We start from the raw sequence: 24,740 nt of genomic DNA on the forward strand, positions 1-24,740 counted from the left end.
CGTCCTTATTCCGCTGCGCTTTCAGCGGTATCGCCCAAGTCAGCCATTTCAACATCTTGGCCAGCTTTCAGGGTGACGTATGCTTTTTTAACATCAGAACGACGTCCTAATGTTTTACCAAAGCGCTTAGTTTTACCTTTAGTGATAGTCGTGTTAACTTTAACAACTTCCACACCAAAGAGTTGCTCTACTGCTTTTTTGATTTCAAGCTTGTTTGCATTAAGTGCAACTTTAAATACTTGAACACCAGCAGTGTCACCTAAAACTTGTGCTTTCTCTGAGAATACAGGTCCTTGTAGGACTTGATATAAACGTTCGTTGTTCATCCTAGTTCTACCTCTATTTTCTTAGCAGCAGCAACAGACATAACAACTTTATCGAACGCAATCAAAGCTACTGGATCAATTGCAGCAGCATCTACCACATCAACGTGTGGAATATTGCGTGCAGCAAGATATAGATTCTCATCAACAGCATCAGTAACGATTAATGCACGAGTTGCATTCAAGTCGCTAAGTTTTGCAAGCAACTCTTTAGTTTTTGGAGCTTCAACAGAAAACTCTTCAACTAATACAAGACGATTTTGGCGAACAAGTTCAGCCAAGATACATTGCATTGCACCGCGGTACATTTTACGGTTAACTTTTTGAGACCAATCTTGTGGACGAGCAGCAAAAGTTTTACCACCACCAACCCAGATCGGGCTACGAATAGAACCAGCACGAGCACGGCCAGTACCTTTTTGACGGAATGGTTTTTTACCACCGCCAGATACTTCGCCACGTGATTTCTGAGCTTTAGAACCTTGACGACCACCAGCTAAATAAGCTGTAACAACTTGGTGTACAAGAGCTTCATTAAAATCACGACCGAAAGCTACTTCTGATAATTCAACAGCAGAGCCGGAAACAGTTTTTAAATTCACGTTATTTCCCCTCAGGCCTTGATCGTAGGACGAACGATAACGTCGCCACCAGTAGCGCCAGGAATCGCACCTTTAACAACTAGAACTGAACGTTCTAAGTCGATAGATACAACTTCAAGACCCTGTACTGTTACACGTTCAGCGCCCATATGGCCAGCCATTTTCTTGCCTTTAAACACGCGTCCAGGTGTCTGGTTTTGACCAGTAGAACCTAAAACACGGTGAGACAATGAGTTACCATGTGTAGCATCTTGCGTACGGAAATTCCAACGCTTAACACCACCTTGGAAGCCTTTACCTTTAGACTGACCAGTTACGTCAATAACTTGACCAACTGTAAATAAGTCAACGCCAATAGTACCGCCAACTTCACGACCTTCAAGATCAGCTTCTGTAGCGCGGAATTCTTGAACTAAACGACCAGCAGCAACACCCGCTTTCGCGAAGTGACCTTTCTGAGCGTTAGTTACGCGAGATTCGCGACGTTCACCAGTTGTGATCTGAATCGCTTGATAACCATCAGTTTCAAGCGTTTTGATTTGAGTGATGCGGTTAGGATCAACCTCAATCACTGTTACAGGTACAGAAACACCAGCATCTGTAAAGATACGTGTCATACCGCACTTGCGACCGACTAAACCAATAGCCATGTGCATAAACCTCTAAAAAAGCGGCTTAATTAACTTAGAGCGTTAATTAACCGAAAGCCTTAACCCAATGCGATCTGAACATCAACACCAGCTGCAAGATCTAACTTCATCAACGCATCTACAGTTTTATCTGTAGGTTGAACGATGTCGATCAAACGTTTATATGTGCGGATTTCATATTGGTCACGCGCATCTTTATTTACGTGTGGTGATGTCAAAACGTTAAAACGCTCGATACGAGTAGGCATCGGGATTGGACCACAAACTTGTGCGCCAGTGCGTTTTGCTGTTTCTACGATCTCTTGAGAAGATTGATCAATCAGACGATGATCAAAAGACTTAAGACGGATACGAATTCTCTGGTTAGACATACCAGTTAACTCCAAGCCAAAAATATAAAGAATCACCCTTGACGCATCTCCCCCCACTAAATGGGCGAGTGTCAAAGGCAGTGAAAATCACTAAGGTCATGATCGATGCCATGACTGTAACGATCTGAACGACTTTATTCGTCATTCAGCCCTTCCTATCGGAGGGTCGCTCATTATAGCGATTGTTTAACGCTTAAGCAAACAAAAATGCACACTTTCACCCTTTTTTAAATAATTTATTGTAATTAAAACAGTTTAAGAAATAACCAACGCTTTAGGCCTGCAAAACATAATCAATTGCTCGATTTAATAAGAGGTTTCCCACATTAAAGTCTGTTTTTTTTGTATATTTTAAATACTCTAAAGCTTGCACATAATCCCCCTGAAATATGTGCTGATCTTCCTCATGTTCAATATACATTTGGAGTACTCGTGGCGTCATTTCTGGGTGAAATTGAAAACCTAAAACATTATTTGCAATTTGATACATCTGATTCAAGCAGGCTGTATTTTGTGCTAATCGGACTGCACCTTTCGGAATATCAAATGTTTCGCTATGCCATTGCATCACTTCAAATGTTGTTGGAACTTGAAAAACATCCTTTGCGATTGCTTCACTCCGATAAACTGACGTCCAACCCATTTCTTGCTGTGGATTCCGATGTACATTTGCGCCCAAAGCATGTGCAATCAATTGCCCACCTAAACACAAACCAATTGCAGGCTTAGCTTCAGCCAAATAGCGTCGGATCCAACGTTTTTCAATCTTTAACCATGGAAAGTTTACTTCATCATTGACGCTCATTGCGCCACCCATAATAATCAGCAGATCCACATCCTCTATATCTGGAAGCGCCTCTATATCTAATGGTAAATCCATAGGTAAAGCAAAAAATTCCGTTGCTGTAATTTCTGCATTTTTTGATTTCAAATAATCATAACAACTACCAAAACCTTCGCCTGCAATATGCTGAAAATAATGTACTTTAAGTTGGCTCATCATCGACATCCTATTTTTTGTTTTCACCATTCATGTCGTATAGCTTTGCAAAAATAGAGCCAACTACAGTGCTTGCCATAAATTTTCACAATTCAACACTTTGCCCTCTGCATTTATTATGCTTTTCTTAAGTTTATGATTTCAGCTTTCTTTTCTGAGTATTCTTGTGAAATATGATCCGCAAACAGCCTTAATTCATGCTCCTCGTAAAGCACCACAATATATAGAGACAGTACAGCCTCCCCTATTTCGTGCATCTACGATTATTTTTAAAAATACCAGTGCATTATTCGATCGTCATTGGACAGATGACTATGATTACAGTTATGGCACGCATGGCACGCCCACTACATATACATTGGGAGACAATATCGCTCAAATCGAAGGCGGTGATTATTGTTTACTTGCACCCAGTGGTTTATCAGCGATTAATCTCGTCAACTCATGCTTTCTTAGTCATGGTGATGAAGTTTGGGTTGCAGATAATATCTATGGTCCAAATATGGAGCATTTACGTAACTTAGAAACTCGATATAACATTCTAGTTAAGGTTTACAACCCAATTGATATCAATAGTTTTCAACCCTCTGATAAAGCCAAACTGATTTGGCTTGAAGCAGCAGGATCCGTCACCTTAGAATTCCCTGACCTAATCAATTTTGTTAAAAAAGCCAAAGAGGCCAAAGTATTAACAGCTTTAGATAATACTTGGGGTGCAGGTCTAGCCTTTAATGCCTTTGATTTTGGTGAAGAACATTTAAGTGTCGATTTGACTATTCACGCACTGACCAAATATCCAAGTGGTGGGGGTGATGTTCTAATGGGTTCAGTGGTCACACAAAATAAAAATCTACATCATCAATTATTCCGTATGCATGCATTACAAGGCATAGCGATTTCAGGCGATGATGCTGCACTGGTGCAACGGAGCTTAGCATCGATGAAAATTCGCTATCAACAGCAATCACAAAGTGCTTTAACTGTTTTGCAATGGCTCAAACTACAAGAACAAATTATTCAAGTACTTCATCCCGCAGATGAACATTCCGCAGGACACGAATATTGGAAAGAAGTTTGCGAAACAAAACAAAGTGCAGGATTGGTTAGTGTTATTTTTAAGCCTGAATATGACATGACTGCAATTCGTTCATTTTGTGATAATTTATCTTTATTTAAACTTGGCTTTAGTTGGGGTGGTCCAATCAGCTTAGTGATGCTCTACAACTTAAGTGAAATGCGTCGTTTACCACAACAGCATCTGCAACACGGTTTATTGGTTCGGTTTTGTATTGGACTTGAGAAGCCCGAAGATTTAATCCAAGATATTGCAAATGCATTAGAAAAAATGAATAAACCACAATCCCAATAAATAGATTGATCAATAGAATAGGAAGAATTATGGGCACACCAATCGTTATTGCTAAAAAAACCTCAGATACTACACAAGATATCGTGATTCACTCACAATTTGCCAATCGTCATGGTCTTATTGCAGGTGCAACAGGTACAGGCAAAACCGTCACACTTAAGGTTTTGGCTGAAAGCTTTTCTCGTATTGGTGTTCCTGTTTTCCTCGCCGATGCAAAGGGTGATGTTTCAAGCATTGCCAAAGCAGGCTCTAGCAATCCTAAATTTGATGAACGAATTAAAAATTTAGGTATTGATAGTGTTCTCTTTGCAGCTTCACCAACGATTTTCTGGGATTTGTTTGGCGAACAAGGGCATCCAATTCGTACCACTATTTCAGAAATTGGACCTTTATTACTCGCACAAATGCTGAATCTGAATGATACCCAAGAAGGTGTATTGGCTGCTGTATTTAGAATTGCAGATGATCAAGGCTTATTACTCATCGACTTTAAAGACCTGAAAGCGATGCTGACCTATGTCAGTGAAAATGCTTCCAACTTAAAAGCAGAATATGGCAATTTATCGCCTGCAAGTTTAGGCGCAATTCAACGTAATCTATTGGCTTTAGGCGATCAAGGTGGTGATAAATTCTTTGGTGAACCGAGTTTAGATATTCTAGATTTCATCCAAACGGATACACAAGGTCGTGGTTATATTAACTTATTGGCTGCCGATAAATTAATGAATACACCTAAGCTATATGCAACTTTTCTTCTTTGGATGCTTTCAGAACTGTTTGAAAAGCTCCCTGAAGTCGGTGATCTGGATAAACCTAAACTGGTGTTTTTCTTCGATGAAGCGCATTTACTCTTTGATAACGCTAGCCCAACTTTACAAGAAAAAATTAAGCAAGTAATTCGCTTAATTCGCTCCAAAGGTGTTGGGATTTATTTTATCACTCAAAGCCCCTTAGATATTCCAGAAGATGTTTTAGGACAACTTGGTAATCGTGTACAACATGCTTTACGTGCTTTCACCCCTAAAGATCAAAAAGCCGTTAAAACTGCAGCAGATACTTTCCGTGCCAATCCTGAATTTAAGGTGGATGATGCGATTACTCAACTCGCTGTGGGTGAAGCCTTAATTAGTTGCTTAGATGAACAAGGTACACCGCAAATCGTTGAACGTGGGATGGTGATGCCGCCTTATTCCTCATTTAGCCCAATCACACTCGAAGAACGTAAAGCACTGATGGCGCAAAGTATTGTTGCGGGTGTTTATGATCAAGAAGTTGATCGTGACAGTGCTTATGAAATGCTTCAAAAGAAAATGAGCGATAGCACTCAACAGCAAATTGCTTTTGACATCGCTGCTGAGCAAGCCAAGCAATTAGAAGCAATGGGCAAACAACAGGATGCTTTAGCCAAGCAACAGCAGAAAGAACAAGAACGGATCGATAAAGAGCAACAGAAAGAAGCTGAACGTGTGAGTAAACAACGTGAAAAGCTCACACAAGATATTGTCGGGACATTTGCCAAAAGTGCTGCACGTACCTTAGGTGGTCCAACAGGGCAAAAACTAGTACGTGGTTTATTGGGTTCTCTATTTGGTAAAAGATAATTAGAAATGAAAAAAATAAAAGGAGTCTGATTAGACTCCTTTTTTATGCATTATAAATTCTGTAAATCAATTTTATTTAAATAATCAGTCTTATTCTTGCGAATCATTTGCCCTAGAGTATATTGATTTAAATAGTCATAAAATACTTTGGTTGCTTTATCTAAATGCCCTTTTAAATTACAGTTCATACGTAATACACAAGGCGGTACATTACATTCAACCAATGCAGTATTGGCTTCTAAATCTGCAATTACATCACCGACACGCAAACCTAAAGAATGAGGGGCTAATTGCACACCGCCACCTTTACCTCTTGTGGTAATGACCCAACCTTTTTTTGAAAAATGATGAACAATTTTAACCAGATGATTCTGAGATATTTGCAAATCATCTGCGATTTGAGCAATTGTGTAGCTTTCTCTCGCATCTGTTTGACTTAGATAGAGCAACAGGCGAAAACCATAATCTGTGAATTTATTTAATTGCATAGTCTTATTTAATTTTCGCAAATATTTTGAAAAATATTATATCAATTTAAAACAACAGGCAAACAGTTTAATTATACTAATCAATCATTTTAACTATAGTAAATATATATTTACTATATATCTACTGAAACTATTTTATCTTATATTCATCTATTGAATATACATCTTTGTTAATATTTATGTTACATACACTTTATAAATTTAATTTTACTAAACAATAAGTTGTATAAAAACAATTAAGTCACTGTGTTGCAAATGTTAACAGTCCGATAAAATCATTGATATAAAGCATAATAAACAAATAAAATGTGACACATATCACAAATAAAAGAATTTTTATAAATTTAGCCAGATTATTGAGGTTTAGAAAATGATTAATGTACCAAGCGAAGTTCAATCTAAATATGAGCTTCTAGAAAAAAAATTAACAGACATGCGTCAACACAATGTATTTTCTTCAATTCAAAGCGTTGAAGACCTTAGAACATTCATGCAATGGCATGTATTTGCTGTTTGGGATTTTATGTCACTGGCGAAGCGTCTGCAACAAGATTTCACCTGTGTGACCTTACCTTGGATGCCACCTACTGAAATTGAAGCTGCACGCTTAGTCAATGAAATCATACTCGGTGAAGAAACCGATGTAATGCCAAATGGTCAAGCAGCATCTCACTTTGAAATGTATTTGATTGCAATGCAAGAAATTGGTGCTTCAACCAACCAAATTAACCGCTTACTCACCATGGTTTCAAATGGTGCAGATTTAGCAGATGCATTAACCAATTTAAAAGTTAGTCCAGCCATTAAAAACTTTGTACTCACCACAATGCTGGTTGCAATGCATGGCAAAACCTCTGAAGTACTTGGCAGTTTCTTTTATGGTCGTGAAGACTCAATTCCGGAAATGTTTGACCACTTACTAAAAACTTGGAATATCCGAGAAAAAGATGCTGAAGTTTTTGTGTATTACCTGAATCGTCATATTGAACTTGATGGTGATGCACATGGCCCTGCTGTGCAAAAAATTATGAATAATCGCTTAAAGGGTGATGTCAAAGCTTGGCATGAGCTTTTTGATAGCGCAATTCACGCAGTTGATTTACGTATTGCACTTTGGGATGCCCTTGAGCAAGAAATTAATTCGACAAAAGCAATAAAAACAACAACTCAACTTCATGCTGCAGTTGCATAAACTGCACAACGCTTCCCAAAGCTCCTTACAATAAAGAAGGGAAAGATTATGTCAAATTGGTTCAAAAATTTATTTTTAGCATTCTTTAGATTGTTTAAGCCACAAACACTTGTCAATACAACCACAAACGAAACTGTTGAAACAGCGACTCCAGAAAGCAGTGCTTCACCGAAAGCCCGTATTTATGACCGTGAACCTGATAGCAATATTCAGTTTTACCCAAAATTAGTTGATCATTTGGAAGCAGACCATCAACAATTGGTCCGTTTATATACCAATATTGGCAATACCTTCAATATCCGTGAATATCAACTTATTCCAGGACAATTGAGAATGTTCCAAGAAAACTTAAAAGCGCATCTTGATGCTGAAAACATTAAATTTTATGGTTATTTAGAACAAAGTTTAAAAGATAAACCTGAAGAATTTGCAGCAATGCGTAACTTCCGTAAAGAAATGCGCACCATCGAAAGAACAGTGATTAAATTCTTAGAAAAATGGATGACGGATGGGATTAAACCTGAAAGCTCTGAAGAGTTTAAAGCTGAATATGATGCGATTGGTGGCGCATTAGTAAAACGTATTGAAAGTGAAGAAAAAGAGCTCTACATCCTATATGGTCGTATCTAAATCCTCTTCTCGTTATGATATAACAAGCTCACTTCGGTGAGTTTTTTATTGCCTTAAATTCTTAAAAAGACTAAATATTGCACAAATAAAATAATTCAACTTATTGATTACAAATGCAATTAAAAAGTATTAATCATTTAATTAATAATATGTATTTAAAATACACTTTATGTCCTTTATAATATATATTTAAAATACATCTTTAAATTCGTTAGTCAAAGGCACCCATCTTATGAATCCACAACATATTGAACTCGTTAAAAGTACAGTCCCTGTATTACGCGAAAACGGAGTTGCGCTAACCAGTTATTTTTATCAACGTATGCTGAACAATAATCCTGAATTAAAAAATATCTTTAATTTAGATAGCCAAAATTCAGGACGGCAACCACGTGCTTTAGCAGCAGCCGTATTGGCATACGCAGAAAATATTGAAAATCCGAGTGTCCTCGCGAAAGCCATTGAGCACATCAGCACCAAACATGTCAGTTTGAATATTCAGCCTGAACAATATGCAATTGTGGGCGACAACTTATTACACTCGATTAGTGAAGTTTTGAACGTTCCATTTGAGTCTGATTTGATTGCCGCGTGGAAAGAAGCATACTTACAACTTGCAGATATTCTGATTAATGCTGAAAAGCAAAAATATCATCATTTAACGGCGCAAACAGGTGGATGGGCAGGATGGCGTGGTTTTGAAATTAGTGCAATTTCAGATAATGGCATCAGTAAAATATTTACAGTAAAAGCCAGTGATGCACAAGCGATTATCACAACGTCAACACCACAAAAAATATCGGTAAAAGTGAAAATTCCACAGCAAGAACTTGAACAACCTCATCAGTTTATTGCCCTTCCTTCAACGGATGGCGAATATCAATTTGAAGTCAAAGCTGAAGAAAATCATACAGAATACTCTGTACCAAATATTTTACTACAGCATTACCAGATTGGTGATCAAGTTCTATTGTCTGCACCTCAAATCAAGTAAACATATTTGAAATCAACAGTATAAAAATAGATCAACGCGGTGGTCTATTTTTATACCTCATAAGCGACATATCTTTATCAAAAAAATCAGGTTATGATGACTCGCTCACTTTTTAACGATTCGATTGTTTAATCATGCAACTCAATAAATTTACAGACTATGCTTTACGTGTATTGATGTATATCGCTCGCCCGAAAGATACGCCATATACCATTGCTGAAATTGCTGTAGATTTGCATGTTTCTCAGAATCATTTGGTTAAAATTGTTCATTTTATGGGGAAGCAAGAATGGATCATAACCAGTCGTGGTAAAGGTGGTGGCATTCAACTCAATACACTCTCACTTGAACTTCGTTTAGGCAAAATTGTTCGTATTTTACAAGGTGAAAATCCAATCGTAGAATGCAATACCCCACCCTGTGTTTTACGTACACACTGTGGTTTAAAAGGTATTTTGGATGATGCTGTCAGTGATTTTTATCAAAGCCTTGATCAATATACGTTATCGGATGTGATTCAACGATCACTCCCTCCTCTCTCCCAGAGTCTATCTCCAATCGCATTGGTCAATTTATAAAGTCGTAAATGCTTATCTGTAGGCAAAGTTCGCTTGAATTACGGACTTCCTTTATAATACCCATGTAGATTATTTTATTGAAGTTGAATTATGCATCGCAGCAGTGGCAAATCCAAAAACAGCAGAGCATCTCATGCTCCTAAGCAAAAAATCAGTTATGAGAAAAAAGTGGACTCTGCGACTTCAGAATATTCATCTTCATCACTAATCTGGTTACGCCAAGCTGAATTTTTAATGAGTGCACCAAAACTCAATCTGTGTGTAGAAGACACAGGTTATGAGATTGCTTTTGCAGGTCGCTCAAATGCGGGTAAATCAAGTGCAATTAATGCAATAACCAATCAAAAACAACTGGCTCGTGCTTCAAAAAGACCCGGTCGTACACAAATGATTAACTTTTTCAGCTTAGGTAATCCTGATCAACGCTTGGTCGATTTACCTGGTTATGGTTATGCTGCCGTACCAGAAGCAATGAAACTTGTTTGGCAAAAAGAGTTAGAAAATTACCTGATTCATCGTCAAAGCTTACAAGGTTTAGTGTTATTGATGGATATTCGCCATCCATTACAACATTTTGATGTGATGATGTTGGAATGGGCGTATTCACGTCAATTATTCGTACACGTGATGCTGACGAAGGCAGACAAGCTCAATCGTGGTCCTGCAAGTAAAGTATTGCTTGAAGTTCAAGAACAATTGAAAAAGATGAAACTACATTTCTCTATTCAATTATTCTCTGCTTTGCATAAAATTGGATTAGAAGAACTTGCAAGTATTATGGCGGGTCGTTTGAACTATACACTTGAGCAACCTGCTTACTTCGACTTAGATTCTATTCCAGAAGCCTCTGAAGATGACATCGATCTTGATGAAGAAAATGATGATGACAGCGATTTAGCTGAATCACCAGATCATGAAACTGAAGTGAAAAATAATGAGATCCAAGTCAAACCTGAGTAATTCATTCAATAATTCACATTGTCTGACCAAAATCATCACTAATTGATATTCGAATGTCCTAAATTGCTAAGCACAATTCAGGGCATTTTTTTATACTGGAAAGTATAGTGCATAGCGTCACATCAATAAAAATCAGGATAGAGTGATGAAATTATTTTCGCGATTAAAAAATAGTAAACTTGGATCATCCATTCAATATCATATTAAACCACGCAAAGTGAAGTTTGAATGGGAAGAGACGCCATTGGATTGGATTCCAACCCAACCTTTTGCAAGTTACTTTATTAATGAAATTAATAATATTCTTCCCGCAGGCGAGTTTTGGTTTTGTCGCTTATACAATAAAGTTTTACCACAAATTACAGATGAAAAATTAAAAGAAGATGTTCGCGCTTTTATCCGTCAAGAAGCGATGCATGCTCAAGCGCATAACTCTGCCAATAATGAATATCTAAAAACACGTAACATCAATATTGAACGTAATCTAAAAATTATGGATTTCCTATTTGGCAACCTACTTGCTGATCAGCCTTTAGGTATTACCGTACCTAAAGTTTTAGATCATCAATGGGATTTGTTCCGTTTAGGCATCATTGCAACAGTTGAACACATGACTTGCGTCTTGGGTAAATACGTACTCTACAATACTGAATGGGAGCGTTTAGGTGCAGATACTAATATGCTTGATTTGGTGAAATGGCATGGTGCAGAAGAAATAGAACATCGTACAGTTGCTTTTGATTTATATCGTCACTTAGGTGGGGGATATATTTCACGTTATTATCAAAGCGTTATTGCAATGACTGCTATTTTCCTTTTATGGGTGGATGGTGCAGCACATATTATGGGACAAGATCCGCGCTTTGCTGAAATGAAACCTGCAGTTTATAAACCATGGATTTGGAGAAAGTGGAATAGTATTGCTCAAAATGACAATCGTATTCTACCTAGCCCATTTTGGCTTGCTTCACAACAATTGGGCTATTTAACCCCTTGGTATGATCCTGTGCATGAAGCTAAAACAGAAGATGCGATTGCGTATTTAGATAGCTCTCCTGCTGCAAAAAGAGCATTACCTAAAGTCGCTTAGAAGTGATTTAAAATCTAAAAACACAAAAAAGCGGGATATCCCGCTTTTCTTTATCTGTATCAATACTTTTGGATTATCACAATTACAAAGCTAAAAAACACTTTATGAAGAAGCTTCTGAGCCCATTCCTTCTTCACGAGTATGACGATCTACAACCACACTAATCATCATATCGCCTTGTACATTTACCACTGTACGCACAGTATCTAACAAACGATCTATCGGTAATAGAATTGCGATTGCCTCAGCAGGTAAACCCACAGACTGTAAAACCATGATCATGGTGACCATTCCTGCACTTGGAATCCCAGGTGCACCCAATGAAGCAATCATTGCTGTTAAACACACGATAACCTGTTGTGTCAGTGAAAGCTCCATCCCCATCAAATTTGCAATGAATAAAGCGGCTGCCGCTTCATAGAGTGCTGTACCATCCATATTTAACTGTGAACCAAATGGCACCACAAAACCTGCAATTTGCGGTCTAACCCCTAAGTTTTCTTGGGTACATTTCAAACTTAAAGGCAAGGTTGCCGAACTTGAACTGGTTGCAAATGCGGTAATCAGTGCTGCACGAGTGCCTTTAAAGAAGGTAATCGGATCCATCCGACCAAAAATCCACAGTAATATTGGTAACACAACCACACCATGGAAAATCGTCGTTCCTGTCACCACAACAGCAAACTCAGCTAAACGGCTTAAAATAGAGATATCTTCAGTCGCAATCAGCTTTGCAAGCAATGCACAAATCCCTAAAGGTGCGAGCTTCATTACCCATGACACAAGCATCATCATGATATCAAAAAACTGCCGAGATATATCCCGAACCGTTTTAAAGCGTTCGCCACCATGCACCAATGCCAAACCTAAAAATAAGGCAAAAACCACGACTGCAAGAATGTTGCCATCACTAAAAGCCTTGAATGGATTAATTAAAGTATTTTGAATAAAGTTCGTTAAAAAAGAACTCGGGGTTAATGTTGCTGGGCTTTGATGCTGACTCATCGCTTCTTTAAACAGCCCAATATCAACACCCTGCCCGACATGAAAAATATGCGCACAAGCTAAGCCTAAAATTAGCGCCAAAGTCGTCGTGGTAACGCAACTCGCTAAGGTGATTTTCCAGACTCGTCCAAGCTGCCCACCTGCTTCTAAATTTGAAACACCGACAACAATCGAGCTAAAAATCAACGGAACAAGCAGCATTTTTAATAAACCAATAAAAACACTACTCGCTATACCCAAGGCATAGAGACTGATATCAAAAAATTGCGTTTGCGGAAATAAATTGAGAAGAAAACCAAATGCGACACCGATGACCGCAGCAATAAAAATTTGGGTATTTAAGCTCATCTTTTGCTTACTTTATTGTGAATCCTTTTCGGCACTATGCCATTGTAGGATTGAAGAATCGAGAATTATTTTGTGACAAGCAAAGCTTAAACATAGAAAAGCCATCTCAAATGGATGGCTTTATTTAAGCATTGAAGTTCAAATTACTTGGTTTCAATTTCACGCATACGCATCAAACCTTCTTGAACCGTACTACAAACCAACTCACCATTCTGCCACATACGCCCATGGTTCAAACCACGTGAACTGGCTGTAACAGTTGCATCCATATCATAAAGCATCCACTCATCTGCTTTCACAGGCTTATGGAAGTAAATGGTGTGGTCGATACTGGCAATTTGAATACTTGGTGTTAAATAGTTAACTCCATGTGGTCTTAATGCCGTCACCATAAATGAGTAATCTGAATAAAAAGCAACAATCGCTTGATTCAGTGCCACATCATCAGCCAATTCTGCTGGCAATTTATCAAATGTTTTCATGTAAAAAGCATTACTTGGCGCTTCAGGTTGAGGCTGAAACGGATTACCAATATTAATGGGTTTTATTTCCACCTGACGTGGGCGCATAAATGCAGTCCTAATATTTTCAGGAACAAAGCTAATCAGTTTTTCTTTAAGTTCTTGTTCAGATTTAATTTCATCAGGTGCAGGATATTCAGGTTCTTGAATTTGATAATTCAGACCTTCTTCTGGATTTGCAAAAGACACCATCGCAGAAAAAATAGTTCGACCATGCTGAATGGCACGGACTTGACGGCTTAAAAAACTTTTACCGTCACGTAACTTTTCTACTTCGTAAATAATGGGTGCATTAATATCACCACCATACAAAAAATAAGCATGTAATGAATTCACAGGACGATCCGCTGTATAGGATGCAGCACGTAATGCCTGACCAAGCACCTGACCACCAAAGACACGTTTACCCACTAAATTTCGGCTTTGCCCACGGAAAATGTGCTCTTCTAGCTTTTCTAAAGTGAGAAGTTCGACCAGTTCTTTGGTTAAATCATTCATATTAAACCTATATTTTACCCTACTTAAAAGCAGTAGATTGATATCTTGCAAAGTGAAGATTGGATTGAAAATTCACATCGATTTTTCTATTTTGCCATAAAACCTGAGCAAACAACTAAAGTTTGATTGACTGTATTGTCACCATGCTTATTTGATATAATGCTAAAAATACGATTTTTAACGATAAAATCTACCTATACCGATATAATTTGTCCGAAAATGACATCTTGTTTTGTGCTTATATTTCAAAATTATTTATCCTTATTTATTCAATAAGCAATATTCGTCTTTGGCTAGGAGTGTGTATGTCCAAGAGTGGCTTTGGTCAAATGTATCGTCGGCTTTCTAGTAAGCTACTTGACCTTGTGGTAACACCGCATGTTCTTGGAGAAGTTCCTACTGAAACCCAACTTTCAGAAAATCAACATGTAGATGATGCGAAGAAGAAAGTAGTCTGCTACGTTTTACAAAACTATTCACGTAGTAATGCCCTTGTTGTTGATGGTGAGACTCGTCGCCTAAAACTTCCTGCTGCCTTAGACCCAATGGTGGTCGGGACTCAACAAGAGAAAGCGGCTGTTTTATTTTTACAGCATCAAGATGAGACCAATTTACTCAATCCACCTCCACATGCATTTCCTCCTCGCTTACTTCGCATGATCGAGCTGTTAGAACAGTATCCTGATTATGATATTGAGCTTGTTCCCGTGACTGTACTGTGGGGACGCTCTCCTGACAAAGAAGACTCTTGGTTTAAACTCCTCTTTACTGACACGTGGGCAACGCCGAGTAAAGTAAAACAATTGATGAATATTGGCTTACATGGTCGTGAATCTTATTTAGAATTCCATGATGCTCAATCATTAAAAGAATTGGTGCAATACGCAAAAAAACATCATCCAAATCTTTCTCCAGCAACCTACATCGTCAGTGAGTTGAATGAATATTTAGATCGCCAACGTGAAATTGTATTGGGACCAGATTTATCTGATCGTCGCAATGTCATGCATTCATTGATTAAATCACCTGATGTTCAAGATGCGATTCGTAAAGAAAGTATCCGATCTAAAGTCAGTATGATTGAATCTGAACGCCGTGCGATTGGTTTTGTGAACGAAATTGCATCTGATTATTCTGCTTCAGCTGTGCGTTTTGCTGACAAAGCCCTGACTCGACTGTGGACGCAACTATATGATGGTGTCGAAGTACATAACTTCAGTACAGTTCGTGAATTAGCGAAAGATTACGAGATCATTTATACCCCATGTCATCGTAGCCATATTGATTACTTATTATTGTCTTATGTAATTTATAAACGTGGCTTGATGGTGCCGTATATTGCTGCAGGCGACAACCTCAACATGCCATTCGTAGGACAATTACTGCGTGGTGGTGGTGCATTCTTTATTCGCCGTTCATTCCGTGGAAATGCACTTTACACATCAGTATTTAAAGAATATTTGTACAGCATTCTATCTCGCAACACACCTTTAGAATACTTTATTGAAGGTGGTCGCTCACGTACAGGCCGCTTGCTTCCACCTAAAACGGGTATGTTGGCAATGACGGTACATAGCCATTTACGCGGTCGTGCAAAACCAATTGCGTTTGTTCCAACCTATATTGGTTATGAACGTTTGATGGAAGGTGCAACCTACGTCGGTGAAATGAATGGTAAAGCGAAAGAATCAGAATCAATCTGGGGTATTCTACAAACACTGAAAAAGATTGAACGTATTTTCGGTAAAGTACATGTGAATTTCGGTGAACCTGTATTTTTAGATGATTTGCTTAAAGCGCATGGTGCGGATCAAATCAAAATTGAACACAATGATGATGCTGTTCCACCTGAAGTTACAGAAGTCGTAAATAGCTCAGCCAATGCGATTTTAGAAAATATTAATCGTGCAGTGGTCATCAACCCAGTTTCGTTATTGTCTTTAATTCTACTTGCAACGCCTAAGCATACTTTAGATGAAGAAATCTGCATTAAGCAGCTTGATACTTATCGTAAACTTGCTTCGGCATTACCTTATGATGAACGTACGCAAATCACATCACTTTCAGGTAAAGAAATCATTGCTTATGGCATGAAACTTAAACTGATTAAGCGCGTTAAACACGTGCTTGGTGACATCATTGCTATTGAAGACAATCAAGCGATTTTGCTGACTTACTTCCGCAATAACATTCTACATGCATTTGTTTTACCATCACTGATTGCTGCCTTAGTTGAACATAATGGTTCAATTAAACATGCCGATTTGATTAATGTGATTCGCACACTTTATCCATTCTTAAAAGCTGAACTGTTCTTAAAATGGAAAGATGAAGAAGTTAAAGATCAAGTTTGTGAATATGTAAAAGCTTTGGCTCAGGCAAATTTAATTACTGTCGATGAAAATGGTGATATTCACAGCCCTGCACCAAATTCAGAAGATCATAATCAACTTATTGTTCTTGCAGCACCCGTCAAACAAAGCCTTGAACGTTATTACATGACTTTGGCGCTGATTACTCAACGTGGTTCGGGTAATATTTCAACCAATCAAGTTGAGGTACTCAGCCATTTATTGGGTCACCGTTTGTCTGTGCTTTATGAGTTCAACTCACCTGAATTTTTTGATAAAGCACTGTTCCAAAGCTTCATTAAAGTGCTGACTCAGCAAGGTTATATTGGCAAAAATGAAGAAGGCGCAATTACCTTTGATGATAACTTCCGTAATGTCGCTGAATACGCCAATTTAGTTTTAGATGATGTGACTTTACAAATGCTGCAACATATTACATCTTTTACTGATGAAGAATTGAAAGATGCCTTGGATGCTGTCGCTGCGCAACAAGCGAAGAAACGATTGAAGCGAAAGAAGAAGTAGATAATATTTTTAACTATTGGGCTAGATCATGATAATCTAGCCCAATAGTTAATTTTTCCATAAAGTATTTATGCTAAAGAAAATTTCAATTGTATTTATAATTTTTACAATAACTATAACAATTACATTCCCTTACTTAACTAACTTAAAAAATAATTTTCTAACGAAAGAAGAGCGTCTAAAAAAATTTTATCCTAAAGGCTTAATGAGAGGTTTTTTTCCTTCAAATGAAAGCGAGTCGATTGATAAAAATACATTGAATTATTTTAAAAAATTTAACAATCAAATCTACTTTAGTTTCGACATACCTATAGATGGATATCATGTTCCTATTCCTGAAGCGAATACAGATTCATTTCAAACTTTATCTCAATATTTGAAATGGGAAGATCGATATGATCAAGATCAGCTTCGTAGAAGAAATATTGGTCTAGATAAGCATCATGTCTATTGTGGATTTCAAAAAATCCCTAGCCTAAATCCATCACATCTAACTTATCTTGGTAATGGTTATTTAACTGACAATAAAAATACCTACTTTTGTGATTGGCAATTCAAATCCAAATCAGACATGATTGAACCTAATATTTTGGAAAAAATAGATTATGCATTACTAGGAACTAAAATTGCTCGGTCAGGATATTACTACCCCCTTATTCAGCTATCGAATGGAATAAAGCCTTATAAACTTATACTTCCTAATACAATCACGAATGGTCAGAATACTTATGTTGATGGACAACTTCTGAAAACAAGTTACCCTTATCAATTAGAATATTTATTCACATTCAAACCAGATGAAAAAATATGGCAAACGGAAAGTTATACAACCGATAAAGAAAATGTGTATTTAAAAAATGAAATGCTTAATTTAAAATTCCACCCTAACCTTAAATCAATTCCTTTTGATTTTGAAATATACCTATTCGACCCGAATACTAAAACTTATTTTTATAAATATCACAAAATTGATTACAAAAACCTAAAGATGATTAAAAGTGAAGATAATCATTCATTTAATCCTATTTTCACTTATGATAAATATTTGTCCTTTTTCAACACCAAGACACTTCAACTAGAAGAAATAAGTGAAAATCCTTTTACTCAACATTTCTACCCACTATCACAGAGTGTACTGAGCAACGATCAAAATATTTATTTTTTTCGAAAATATAATAGATTTTCAAGCACAATTACTATGTTCTTTTCAGAGCTATGTTCAACTACTTCTGAAATAAGAGTATTACATGATATGCCTTTGTTTAAATGGAAAAAAATAGCTGATTTAAAAATTCAACATCCTGAATACAAAAGCATTTCATTTCAAGGTACTTTTTGGGAATACAATAATGACCTTTACTACTTACCCGAAATAGGAAGCTACCAATATTCATTATTAAAAGTAAGTAGAACAGCGGATGTTAACAAACTAATATACAATAAATTTAACTATGTAGATGCTGAAAAATTATTGACTAACACTGAAATATTTAAACCTGTGACAGGTAAGAAATTTGCAAAAATTCAAAATACAAACCGCTTTTGTTTTAAAAATTATTTTCCTTAATTTAGGCTTTTTAAAACTTAAAATTAAATCCTCCCCACCTCGCAAAAATCTTCTTTCCTGTTTCCCTTTCACTCTCCAAAACCAATTCAGGCAAACCTAATTCACGTTGAATCTTGAGAATCTTTTCATGTAAAGGCTGAGGTTGATTATCGGTACAAACATATGATTTTTCAGGATGTTCCACGTGAAGTAAATGCACTAAGAAGTTTGCAAGATCATCAATATGAATCCGATTTGACCAATGAATATTGGGGTAAGTTTTTGTAGTTTCAGCCAGTTTGACCATTCTCGCAGACGATGTCCCATAAATCCCTGTCGGACGAACAATCACACATTCATTGGGATAAGCCTGTTGCCATAAATGCTCCATTTTCAACAACAAACGCCCTTGCTCATCACTTGGATGGATTGGAGAATCATCGTTAATCACTTCACCACCATTCTCACCATACACACGCGTCGATGACACCACAATAATGCGTTTTACGGGATGACTTTTTAACGCATTGACAATCGGCTGAACCGAATTTACATAGGTCTGCGTGTAAGCTTCAATAGAACTTAAAGATGTATTTCGAGATGGCGAAAGCAAGACATAAACAGCATCGACAGGTTTGATTTGCGATAAATCCAATTGATAAATATCTTGTGTCAAATGCTGCGTGAAATCATCTACCTTTGGACTACGACTCACTGTGGTAATTTGGTGATTCTGCTGAAATAATTGTTTAGCAACCCGCGAAGATGTTTTACCATAACCCATAAATAGAATATGCATGATCCGACCTATTTAAACCGATTCATCAAAATTGACGCACCGAAACTGATAATTAAATCAGTACACACTAAGTTGAGGGAAAATGGCTGCTGTTCATCAATTACAAGGCGTTGGCAATGCTGCCGCAGCTTTACTTGAAAAACTGAATATTTTCACGACAGATGACCTGCTGTTCCATTTACCACGTGACTACGAAGATCGTAGCACGATCATTCCCATGAACCAATTACAGGTTGGGCGTAGTTACCTCATGGAGGGCGTGGTTAGGTCCATTGAGATGCCACCCGGAAAACGCAAGTCGATGGCGATTTTATTGCAAGATGATTTTGGCAAAGTCACCTTACGTTTTTACCATATTTATAAAGCCTTGATGGATCGTGCCAAAGCAGGCAATCGCTTGAGAATATTCGGTGAAGTCCGTGTTGGCGCACGAGGCTTAGAGTTATATCACCCTGAAATACAGCTCATTACCGAACATATACCTTTACCACACACTGAACTCACCGCCATTTACCCTGCAACCGAAGGTTTAACGCAGCCGAAACTACGTGAATACGTCAAACAAGCACTGAATCATCATGCCGATGATCTGCCTGAATTATTGCCTGAAAAATTCACCAACGGTTATGCACTAAATCAAGCCCTTGAATATATTCACCATCCGCCTGTAGATGCCAATATGTTGCAACTGTCGCAAGGTTCGCACCCTGCGCAACAACGACTGATTTTTGAGGAATTGGTGGCACATCAAATTAGTTTATTGACTCGTCGTGCTTATATTCAGCAAATTGCAGCACCGTCATTTTCAACGAGTAAAACATTTGCCAAACAGCTTCTAGCAAGCCTTCCTTTTGAAATGACAAGTGCGCAAAAGCGTGTATCCAATGAAATTGCTAAAGATTTAAAACAAAACAAACCGATGCTTCGTTTGGTGCAAGGCGATGTGGGCGCAGGTAAAACGCTCGTTGCAGGCGTGGCTGCTTGTCATACCCTCGAAGAAGGTTGGCAAGTGGCATTGATGGCACCCACTGAAATTTTAGCGGAACAACATTATTTAAATTTTAAGAAATGGTTTGAGCCACTCGGTTTAACCGTGTCATGGCTTTCAGGCAAGCAAAAAGGTAAAGCTCGAACTGCTGCCGAACAAACAATTCAAGAGGGTACGGCAAATGTTGTGGTCGGAACACATGCACTGTTTCAGGACAATGTAAAATTTGCCAAACTCGGTTTAGTGATTATTGATGAGCAACATCGTTTTGGCGTCGACCAGCGTTTAGCACTGCGTAATAAAGGGGTAGATAACACCACACCACATCAATTGGTCATGACTGCTACACCTATTCCCCGAACACTCGCTATGTCTGCTTATGGTGATTTAGATACCTCTGTGATTGATGAACTTCCTCCTGGGCGTACTCCAATTCAGACGGTCACTATTCCTTTAGATCGTCGTGAAGAAGTGCTCAATCGAATTACGACAAACTGTGCTGATGGTAAACAAGCCTATTGGGTTTGCACCCTTGTTGAGCAGTCTGAGACTTTAGATGCGCAGGCTGCTGAAGCAACCTATCAGGAAATTAAAGAGCGTTTCCCACATATTAATATTGGCCTTGTTCATGGCAAGATGAAGGCTGATGAAAAACAAACAGTGATGAAACAGTTCAAAGACAATGAATTGCAATTACTCATTGCGACCACAGTGATTGAAGTAGGTGTAGATGTCCCGAATGCTTCAATTATGGTAATTGAGAATGCAGAACGGCTTGGGCTTTCACAATTGCATCAGTTGCGTGGTCGAGTTGGACGTGGCGCGACAGCAAGTTTCTGTGCCCTGCTTTATAAAAATCCGCTCTCTCAAAATGGACAGGAACGCTTACGTATTATGCGGGAGACCAATGATGGTTTTCTTATTGCGGAAAAGGATTTAGAAATTCGTGGTCCAGGTGAATTACTCGGCACCAAACAAACAGGTGATATGGGTTTTCGTGTTGCTAAACTGGAACGTGATGATCATCTGTTGGCACAAGCACATTATGTCGCAGGGCAAGTCCTTAAAGACTATCCGAAAAATGCAGAAGCTTTACTTAAACGATGGTTACCTGAAGCGCCACGTTATGCCTATGTTTAATGCACTGATTGCATGTCGCTTTTTTATTCAACCTAAAATGAATATGACGCATTTGAAGAGAAATTAAAAATAGCACTTCTCTTCAATTAAACTTTTAAAATCAGCTTAATATATTTAGCTCGTTCACTGTTCAGTGAACGCAATTATTTTGGGGCTGTAGTAGATTAGTGATAAATATTCACTATAAAAATAAAACTTCATCTATGCCTAAACTTTGATTAAAATCTATTCATGATCAAAACTTAAAATAAAAATTATGCTCCAACTCATCAACCAAATAACTCATAAAATCATTCAAAGGCTCACACCCTGTCAACTATGTGGACTGGAGCATCAATACTACCCTTCACTCTGTGTAGACTGTTGGAATAATTTACCGTGGTTTAAACAAAACATTGAACGACATGAACGTAGCATTCAAGTCGCACAACATTACCAATTTCCGATAGATCGCATCATCCAAAAATATAAATACGAGCAACAACTTCACTATCAAAACTTATTAGCACAAAGCTTACTCAGTTTAAGATTACCCAAAGTTCACGCAATTGTTCCTATGCCCATCTCAACAGAACGGCTGGTTGAACGAGGTTATAACCAAATGCTGATTATTGCTAAAATCATGGCAACACAATTGAATATTCCCATATGGCAACCTGTCGTTCGAGAAGCACAGCATTCACAAAAAGGATTAACACGAATTGAGCGTATGGAAAATATCGAAAATCAATTTCAGATCATTAAAACAGAACGTAGAAAATATAAAAAAGTATTGATCATTGATGATGTGGTGACGACAGGCAGTTCAGTCCATGCCCTAGCAACAGCATTGGAGAGCTTAGGTTGCCAGCAGATTTACACAGCATGCATCGCAGCTGCGGAATAAAGCTACCGACACTTATCTTTCTTTAGGAGAAAATAAGGAAAGATTTATAAATTTTTTCGACACCACGGAATCACAATTTCTTTGGTTAAAGGTGCCAATAAGGTCTGATCATCATCTAAATCAATCCATTTCATTTCTGCAATTTCAGCATCAATTTTTGGTGCTTGATCCAATTCGACCTGATAGACATAACTCACCAATTGATGATTTTTTTCATTGGCAGCCAGAGTCTCAAAACGACCAATAAATTGCTGAATCGTTGCCTGCCCGCCAATTTCCTCTTGAATCTCACGAAGCATGGTATTTTCAGGTAATTCTTCAGATTCTAACTTTCCGCCAACCTGCATAAAAAATTGCGTATTCTTTTTTCGCACCAATAACAACTGATTTTGCTCATTTAAAATAACAGCTGCTGCCACAGTAATCGTATTCATTATTCCCAACTTTAAGCCAATTTATTCATTTTCAAATCTAAATCCGTACGTTCCTGAGCTCCCCACTTCGGTTCAGGCGCAACAAACTTTTCAAACTCATCTAAAATTACATCAATCGAATTAGATGCAATTAAGGTTTCAGTAAAACGACTCTTGGTAAAACCTTTTTCGGTACTCAGTTGGATGAATTTAAATAAATCATCATAAAAACCTTCAACATTCAGAAAAGCACATGGTTTTAAATGAATACCGAGTTGTGCCCAAGTCCATTGTTCAAAAATTTCTTCCCATGTACCAGAACCACCTGGCAATGCAATAAAACCATCTGCAAGCGCTGACATTTTTGTTTTACGTTCATGCATATCTTTTACAATATGTAACTCTGTTAAATGTGGATGTGCTAATTCATTGTCCACAAGGTTTTGCGGAATTACACCGATCACTTTACCACCTGCTTGTAAGGCACTGTCAGCCACAGTCCCCATCAAGCCCGAACGACCACCACCATAGACTAATGTTTTACCTTGCTTGGCGATAGTTTCGCCAATTAAACGTGCCTGTTCTACAAATATAGAATCCGTACCTAAAGCAGAACCACAAAAAATAGCAATAGAATTCATAAATTTAACCTATTTTTAATTTTCTCATGCTATACAACTAGACAGCGCTGAGAGATTTTTTTTACAAAAGAACAATGTTAACAGTGTTTTTCCTGAAATCCTTGTCTAAAATACACCCATCGATTGAACACAATACTGCGTAAGGGAGAAAAGACACAATGCTTGAAGCCTTTTACGCCACAGAGCGCGGTAGCTTAGAAGACGCTACTATCAATGGAGGATTCGATCTACACCCAGAATTGGTGTGGGTTGACTTAATTGCTCCCTCGCAAGAAGAACAAGAATGGGTACTTGAAGCCTATGAACAAAATCTTCCGACTTTAAAATCGCTAGAAGACATCTCCTCATCTGCCCGATTTTACCGTGATGATGATGGTATTTTACATATTAGCACCTACTTTTTAACAAAAAATAAAAACTATCAAGTAGAAGCCGACCCCGACGATTCATCAAATATGCTTGCAACCGTACAAACCGTTGCTTTTATTTTACATAAAGATCGCTTATTTACTTTGCGTGGCGAAAAACTCGTTGCATTTAGAGCATTTAGAGCACGTGCACGACGTAATGATTATGATATCGACTACAAAGATCCAACTTGGATTTTATTGGGCTTACTTGAAGCAAAACTAGATGAACTTGCGGATATCTTGGAAGATATCCACAAAGACCTCGAAACATATTCAACTGAAGTCCTGAATGTGCGACATCGTGAACAAATTCTTGATCTTGACGACATGATTACGCGACTTGCACAAAAGGAAGATGTTTTAGGTAAAGCTCAACTGTGTCTCATCGATTTAAGGCGTGTACTTACCTTCTTATCACGCCCACGTGCTTTGGGTAGTCATATCTATGATGCAGACATTCGCGAGTTAAGTGAAGATGTACGCTCACTGGTAGAACACGATGCATTCTTATTTCAAAAAGTCCGATTCTTACTGGATACAACGTCAGGCTTTATTAACACTGAACAGAATGACACGATTCGTCGATTCTCCATTTTACCCAGCATGCTTGCACCACCGATGTTGATTGCCAGTATTTATGGGATGAATACGGAAATTTTACCTTTTGCACATGGCAAAACTAGCTTTATTGTTGTGATTTCAATACTCATCGCTTTCTTTGTTGGACCACTGATTTACTTTAGATGGAAAAAATGGATTTGAACAAGCGTTGAAGTACCGCTTCAAAGCGAAGCGCAAGCAATACACAGTCTGTGGAAAAG

The 24,740-nt window shown here is 37.9% G+C and carries 24 protein-coding genes; 13 read left to right on the forward strand and 11 right to left on the reverse strand.

Annotated features, from left to right (window positions below; genetic code table 11):
* Positions 1–5 precede the first annotated feature (5 nt).
* From rplW to B9T35_RS02840, 5 genes are all read right to left on the reverse strand, one after another.
* Positions 6–326 (reverse strand): 50S ribosomal protein L23, encoded by a 321-nt coding sequence (rplW, locus tag B9T35_RS02820; protein ID WP_086189612.1) that lies wholly within the window; start codon positions 324–326, stop codon positions 6–8.
* Positions 323–925: a 50S ribosomal protein L4 gene (gene rplD, locus B9T35_RS02825; RefSeq protein WP_086189613.1), complete on the reverse strand. Its 603-nt coding sequence runs from the start codon at positions 923–925 to the stop codon at positions 323–325. Before rplD ends, rplW begins: the two co-directional genes overlap by 4 nt.
* Positions 926–936: 11 nt before the next feature.
* Complete coding sequence (gene rplC / locus B9T35_RS02830; RefSeq protein WP_086189614.1) at positions 937–1,575, reverse strand: 50S ribosomal protein L3; 639 nt, start codon at positions 1,573–1,575, stop codon at positions 937–939.
* Positions 1,576–1,634: 59 nt separating this feature from the next.
* Positions 1,635–1,946, reverse strand: coding sequence for a 30S ribosomal protein S10 (gene rpsJ / locus B9T35_RS02835; protein WP_004725677.1), 312 nt, complete (start codon positions 1,944–1,946; stop codon positions 1,635–1,637).
* Positions 1,947–2,220: 274 nt separating this feature from the next.
* On the reverse strand, positions 2,221–2,949 hold the full coding sequence (locus B9T35_RS02840) for a type 1 glutamine amidotransferase (protein ID WP_086189615.1): 729 nt from the start codon (positions 2,947–2,949) through the stop codon (positions 2,221–2,223).
* Positions 2,950–3,112: 163 nt separating this feature from the next.
* On the opposite strand from B9T35_RS02840, the gene B9T35_RS02845 reads away from it, so the two are divergent.
* The gene (locus tag B9T35_RS02845) at positions 3,113–4,315 is read left to right on the forward strand and encodes a PLP-dependent transferase (protein ID WP_086189616.1); all 1,203 of its coding nucleotides are present in this window, start codon (positions 3,113–3,115) and stop codon (positions 4,313–4,315) included.
* 29 nt (positions 4,316–4,344) lie between these two features.
* A complete protein-coding gene (locus tag B9T35_RS02850; protein WP_086189617.1) occupies positions 4,345–5,916 on the forward strand; it encodes a helicase HerA-like domain-containing protein in 1,572 nt (523 codons plus the stop codon).
* Between the two features lie 50 nt (positions 5,917–5,966).
* Here the strand turns inward: B9T35_RS02850 and B9T35_RS02855 are convergent, their stop codons facing one another.
* Positions 5,967–6,404, reverse strand: coding sequence for an RrF2 family transcriptional regulator (locus tag B9T35_RS02855; RefSeq protein WP_086189618.1), 438 nt, complete (start codon positions 6,402–6,404; stop codon positions 5,967–5,969).
* A 370-nt stretch (positions 6,405–6,774) separates the two neighbouring features.
* Here B9T35_RS02855 and B9T35_RS02860 point away from each other — a divergent pair, with 370 nt between their 5' ends.
* The 6 genes from B9T35_RS02860 to B9T35_RS02885 all read left to right on the forward strand — a co-directional run bounded on the left by B9T35_RS02860 (position 6,775) and on the right by B9T35_RS02885 (position 11,848).
* Positions 6,775–7,596: a DUF3050 domain-containing protein gene (locus B9T35_RS02860; RefSeq protein WP_086189619.1), complete on the forward strand. Its 822-nt coding sequence runs from the start codon at positions 6,775–6,777 to the stop codon at positions 7,594–7,596.
* Between the two features lie 48 nt (positions 7,597–7,644).
* The gene (locus tag B9T35_RS02865) at positions 7,645–8,226 is read left to right on the forward strand and encodes a hemerythrin domain-containing protein (protein WP_086189620.1); all 582 of its coding nucleotides are present in this window, start codon (positions 7,645–7,647) and stop codon (positions 8,224–8,226) included.
* Between the two features lie 232 nt (positions 8,227–8,458).
* Positions 8,459–9,220, forward strand: a complete 762-nt coding sequence (locus tag B9T35_RS02870; RefSeq protein WP_086189621.1) for a globin domain-containing protein — start codon at positions 8,459–8,461, stop codon at positions 9,218–9,220.
* Positions 9,221–9,354: 134 nt separating this feature from the next.
* Positions 9,355–9,798: an RrF2 family transcriptional regulator gene (locus B9T35_RS02875; protein WP_086189622.1), complete on the forward strand. Its 444-nt coding sequence runs from the start codon at positions 9,355–9,357 to the stop codon at positions 9,796–9,798.
* Between the two features lie 90 nt (positions 9,799–9,888).
* Positions 9,889–10,758, forward strand: a complete 870-nt coding sequence (yihA, locus tag B9T35_RS02880) for a ribosome biogenesis GTP-binding protein YihA/YsxC (RefSeq protein ID WP_086189623.1) — start codon at positions 9,889–9,891, stop codon at positions 10,756–10,758.
* A gap of 142 nt (positions 10,759–10,900) precedes the next feature.
* Positions 10,901–11,848, forward strand: coding sequence for a metal-dependent hydrolase (locus B9T35_RS02885; RefSeq protein WP_416202415.1), 948 nt, complete (start codon positions 10,901–10,903; stop codon positions 11,846–11,848).
* Between the two features lie 102 nt (positions 11,849–11,950).
* Here the strand turns inward: B9T35_RS02885 and B9T35_RS02890 are convergent, their stop codons facing one another.
* A complete protein-coding gene (locus B9T35_RS02890) occupies positions 11,951–13,201 on the reverse strand; it encodes a dicarboxylate/amino acid:cation symporter (RefSeq protein ID WP_086189625.1) in 1,251 nt (416 codons plus the stop codon).
* A 143-nt stretch (positions 13,202–13,344) separates the two neighbouring features.
* Positions 13,345–14,220, reverse strand: coding sequence for an acyl-CoA thioesterase (locus B9T35_RS02895; RefSeq protein WP_086189626.1), 876 nt, complete (start codon positions 14,218–14,220; stop codon positions 13,345–13,347).
* Between the two features lie 305 nt (positions 14,221–14,525).
* Between B9T35_RS02895 and plsB the strand changes: the two genes are divergently transcribed.
* Both plsB and B9T35_RS02905 read left to right on the forward strand, forming a co-directional pair.
* A complete protein-coding gene (gene plsB, locus B9T35_RS02900; RefSeq protein ID WP_086189627.1) occupies positions 14,526–17,096 on the forward strand; it encodes a glycerol-3-phosphate 1-O-acyltransferase PlsB in 2,571 nt (856 codons plus the stop codon).
* Positions 17,097–17,166: 70 nt separating this feature from the next.
* Positions 17,167–18,663 carry a DKNYY domain-containing protein gene (locus B9T35_RS02905; protein WP_086189628.1) on the forward strand — a complete coding sequence of 499 codons (1,497 nt, stop codon included), beginning with the start codon at positions 17,167–17,169 and terminating at the stop codon, positions 18,661–18,663.
* 10 nt (positions 18,664–18,673) lie between these two features.
* Here the strand turns inward: B9T35_RS02905 and B9T35_RS02910 are convergent, their stop codons facing one another.
* A complete protein-coding gene (locus B9T35_RS02910; RefSeq protein ID WP_086189629.1) occupies positions 18,674–19,441 on the reverse strand; it encodes an NAD(P)H-binding protein in 768 nt (255 codons plus the stop codon).
* An 82-nt stretch (positions 19,442–19,523) separates the two neighbouring features.
* On the opposite strand from B9T35_RS02910, the gene recG reads away from it, so the two are divergent.
* Both recG and B9T35_RS02920 read left to right on the forward strand, forming a co-directional pair.
* Complete coding sequence (gene recG / locus B9T35_RS02915; RefSeq protein ID WP_086189630.1) at positions 19,524–21,569, forward strand: ATP-dependent DNA helicase RecG; 2,046 nt, start codon at positions 19,524–19,526, stop codon at positions 21,567–21,569.
* A 256-nt stretch (positions 21,570–21,825) separates the two neighbouring features.
* On the forward strand, positions 21,826–22,455 hold the full coding sequence (locus tag B9T35_RS02920) for a ComF family protein (protein ID WP_086189631.1): 630 nt from the start codon (positions 21,826–21,828) through the stop codon (positions 22,453–22,455).
* A gap of 44 nt (positions 22,456–22,499) precedes the next feature.
* Here the strand turns inward: B9T35_RS02920 and B9T35_RS02925 are convergent, their stop codons facing one another.
* Both B9T35_RS02925 and B9T35_RS02930 read right to left on the reverse strand, forming a co-directional pair.
* Positions 22,500–22,889: an NUDIX hydrolase gene (locus tag B9T35_RS02925; protein ID WP_086189632.1), complete on the reverse strand. Its 390-nt coding sequence runs from the start codon at positions 22,887–22,889 to the stop codon at positions 22,500–22,502.
* Positions 22,890–22,900: 11 nt separating this feature from the next.
* Positions 22,901–23,509: a TIGR00730 family Rossman fold protein gene (locus B9T35_RS02930; protein WP_086189633.1), complete on the reverse strand. Its 609-nt coding sequence runs from the start codon at positions 23,507–23,509 to the stop codon at positions 22,901–22,903.
* 158 nt (positions 23,510–23,667) lie between these two features.
* Between B9T35_RS02930 and B9T35_RS02935 the strand changes: the two genes are divergently transcribed.
* A complete protein-coding gene (locus B9T35_RS02935; protein WP_086189634.1) occupies positions 23,668–24,681 on the forward strand; it encodes a magnesium and cobalt transport protein CorA in 1,014 nt (337 codons plus the stop codon).
* The last annotated feature ends 59 nt before the right edge of the window (positions 24,682–24,740 follow it).

It is taken from the genome of Acinetobacter sp. ANC 3832 (assembly GCF_002135415.1).
Lineage (GTDB): Bacteria > Pseudomonadota > Gammaproteobacteria > Pseudomonadales > Moraxellaceae > Acinetobacter.

Bases quoted from the DNA above. Each gene is read 5' to 3' on its own strand.
- rplW (WP_086189612.1), bottom strand. From the start codon at position 326: ATGAACAACGAACGTTTATATCAAGTCCTACAAGGACCTGTATTCTCA.
- rplC (WP_086189614.1), bottom strand. From the start codon at position 1,575: ATGGCTATTGGTTTAGTCGGTCGCAAGTGCGGTATGACACGTATCTTT.
- rpsJ (WP_004725677.1), bottom strand. From the start codon at position 1,946: ATGTCTAACCAGAGAATTCGTATCCGTCTTAAGTCTTTTGATCATCGT.
- B9T35_RS02840 (WP_086189615.1), bottom strand. From the start codon at position 2,949: ATGATGAGCCAACTTAAAGTACATTATTTTCAGCATATTGCAGGCGAA.
- B9T35_RS02850 (WP_086189617.1), top strand. From the start codon at position 4,345: ATGGGCACACCAATCGTTATTGCTAAAAAAACCTCAGATACTACACAA.
- B9T35_RS02855 (WP_086189618.1), bottom strand. From the start codon at position 6,404: ATGCAATTAAATAAATTCACAGATTATGGTTTTCGCCTGTTGCTCTAT.
- B9T35_RS02860 (WP_086189619.1), top strand. From the start codon at position 6,775: ATGATTAATGTACCAAGCGAAGTTCAATCTAAATATGAGCTTCTAGAA.
- B9T35_RS02865 (WP_086189620.1), top strand. From the start codon at position 7,645: ATGTCAAATTGGTTCAAAAATTTATTTTTAGCATTCTTTAGATTGTTT.
- B9T35_RS02870 (WP_086189621.1), top strand. From the start codon at position 8,459: ATGAATCCACAACATATTGAACTCGTTAAAAGTACAGTCCCTGTATTA.
- B9T35_RS02875 (WP_086189622.1), top strand. From the start codon at position 9,355: ATGCAACTCAATAAATTTACAGACTATGCTTTACGTGTATTGATGTAT.
- yihA (WP_086189623.1), top strand. From the start codon at position 9,889: ATGCATCGCAGCAGTGGCAAATCCAAAAACAGCAGAGCATCTCATGCT.
- B9T35_RS02890 (WP_086189625.1), bottom strand. From the start codon at position 13,201: ATGAGCTTAAATACCCAAATTTTTATTGCTGCGGTCATCGGTGTCGCA.
- B9T35_RS02895 (WP_086189626.1), bottom strand. From the start codon at position 14,220: ATGAATGATTTAACCAAAGAACTGGTCGAACTTCTCACTTTAGAAAAG.
- plsB (WP_086189627.1), top strand. From the start codon at position 14,526: ATGTCCAAGAGTGGCTTTGGTCAAATGTATCGTCGGCTTTCTAGTAAG.
- B9T35_RS02905 (WP_086189628.1), top strand. From the start codon at position 17,167: ATGCTAAAGAAAATTTCAATTGTATTTATAATTTTTACAATAACTATA.
- B9T35_RS02910 (WP_086189629.1), bottom strand. From the start codon at position 19,441: ATGCATATTCTATTTATGGGTTATGGTAAAACATCTTCGCGGGTTGCT.
- recG (WP_086189630.1), top strand. From the start codon at position 19,524: ATGGCTGCTGTTCATCAATTACAAGGCGTTGGCAATGCTGCCGCAGCT.
- B9T35_RS02920 (WP_086189631.1), top strand. From the start codon at position 21,826: ATGCTCCAACTCATCAACCAAATAACTCATAAAATCATTCAAAGGCTC.
- B9T35_RS02925 (WP_086189632.1), bottom strand. From the start codon at position 22,889: ATGAATACGATTACTGTGGCAGCAGCTGTTATTTTAAATGAGCAAAAT.
- B9T35_RS02930 (WP_086189633.1), bottom strand. From the start codon at position 23,509: ATGAATTCTATTGCTATTTTTTGTGGTTCTGCTTTAGGTACGGATTCT.
- B9T35_RS02935 (WP_086189634.1), top strand. From the start codon at position 23,668: ATGCTTGAAGCCTTTTACGCCACAGAGCGCGGTAGCTTAGAAGACGCT.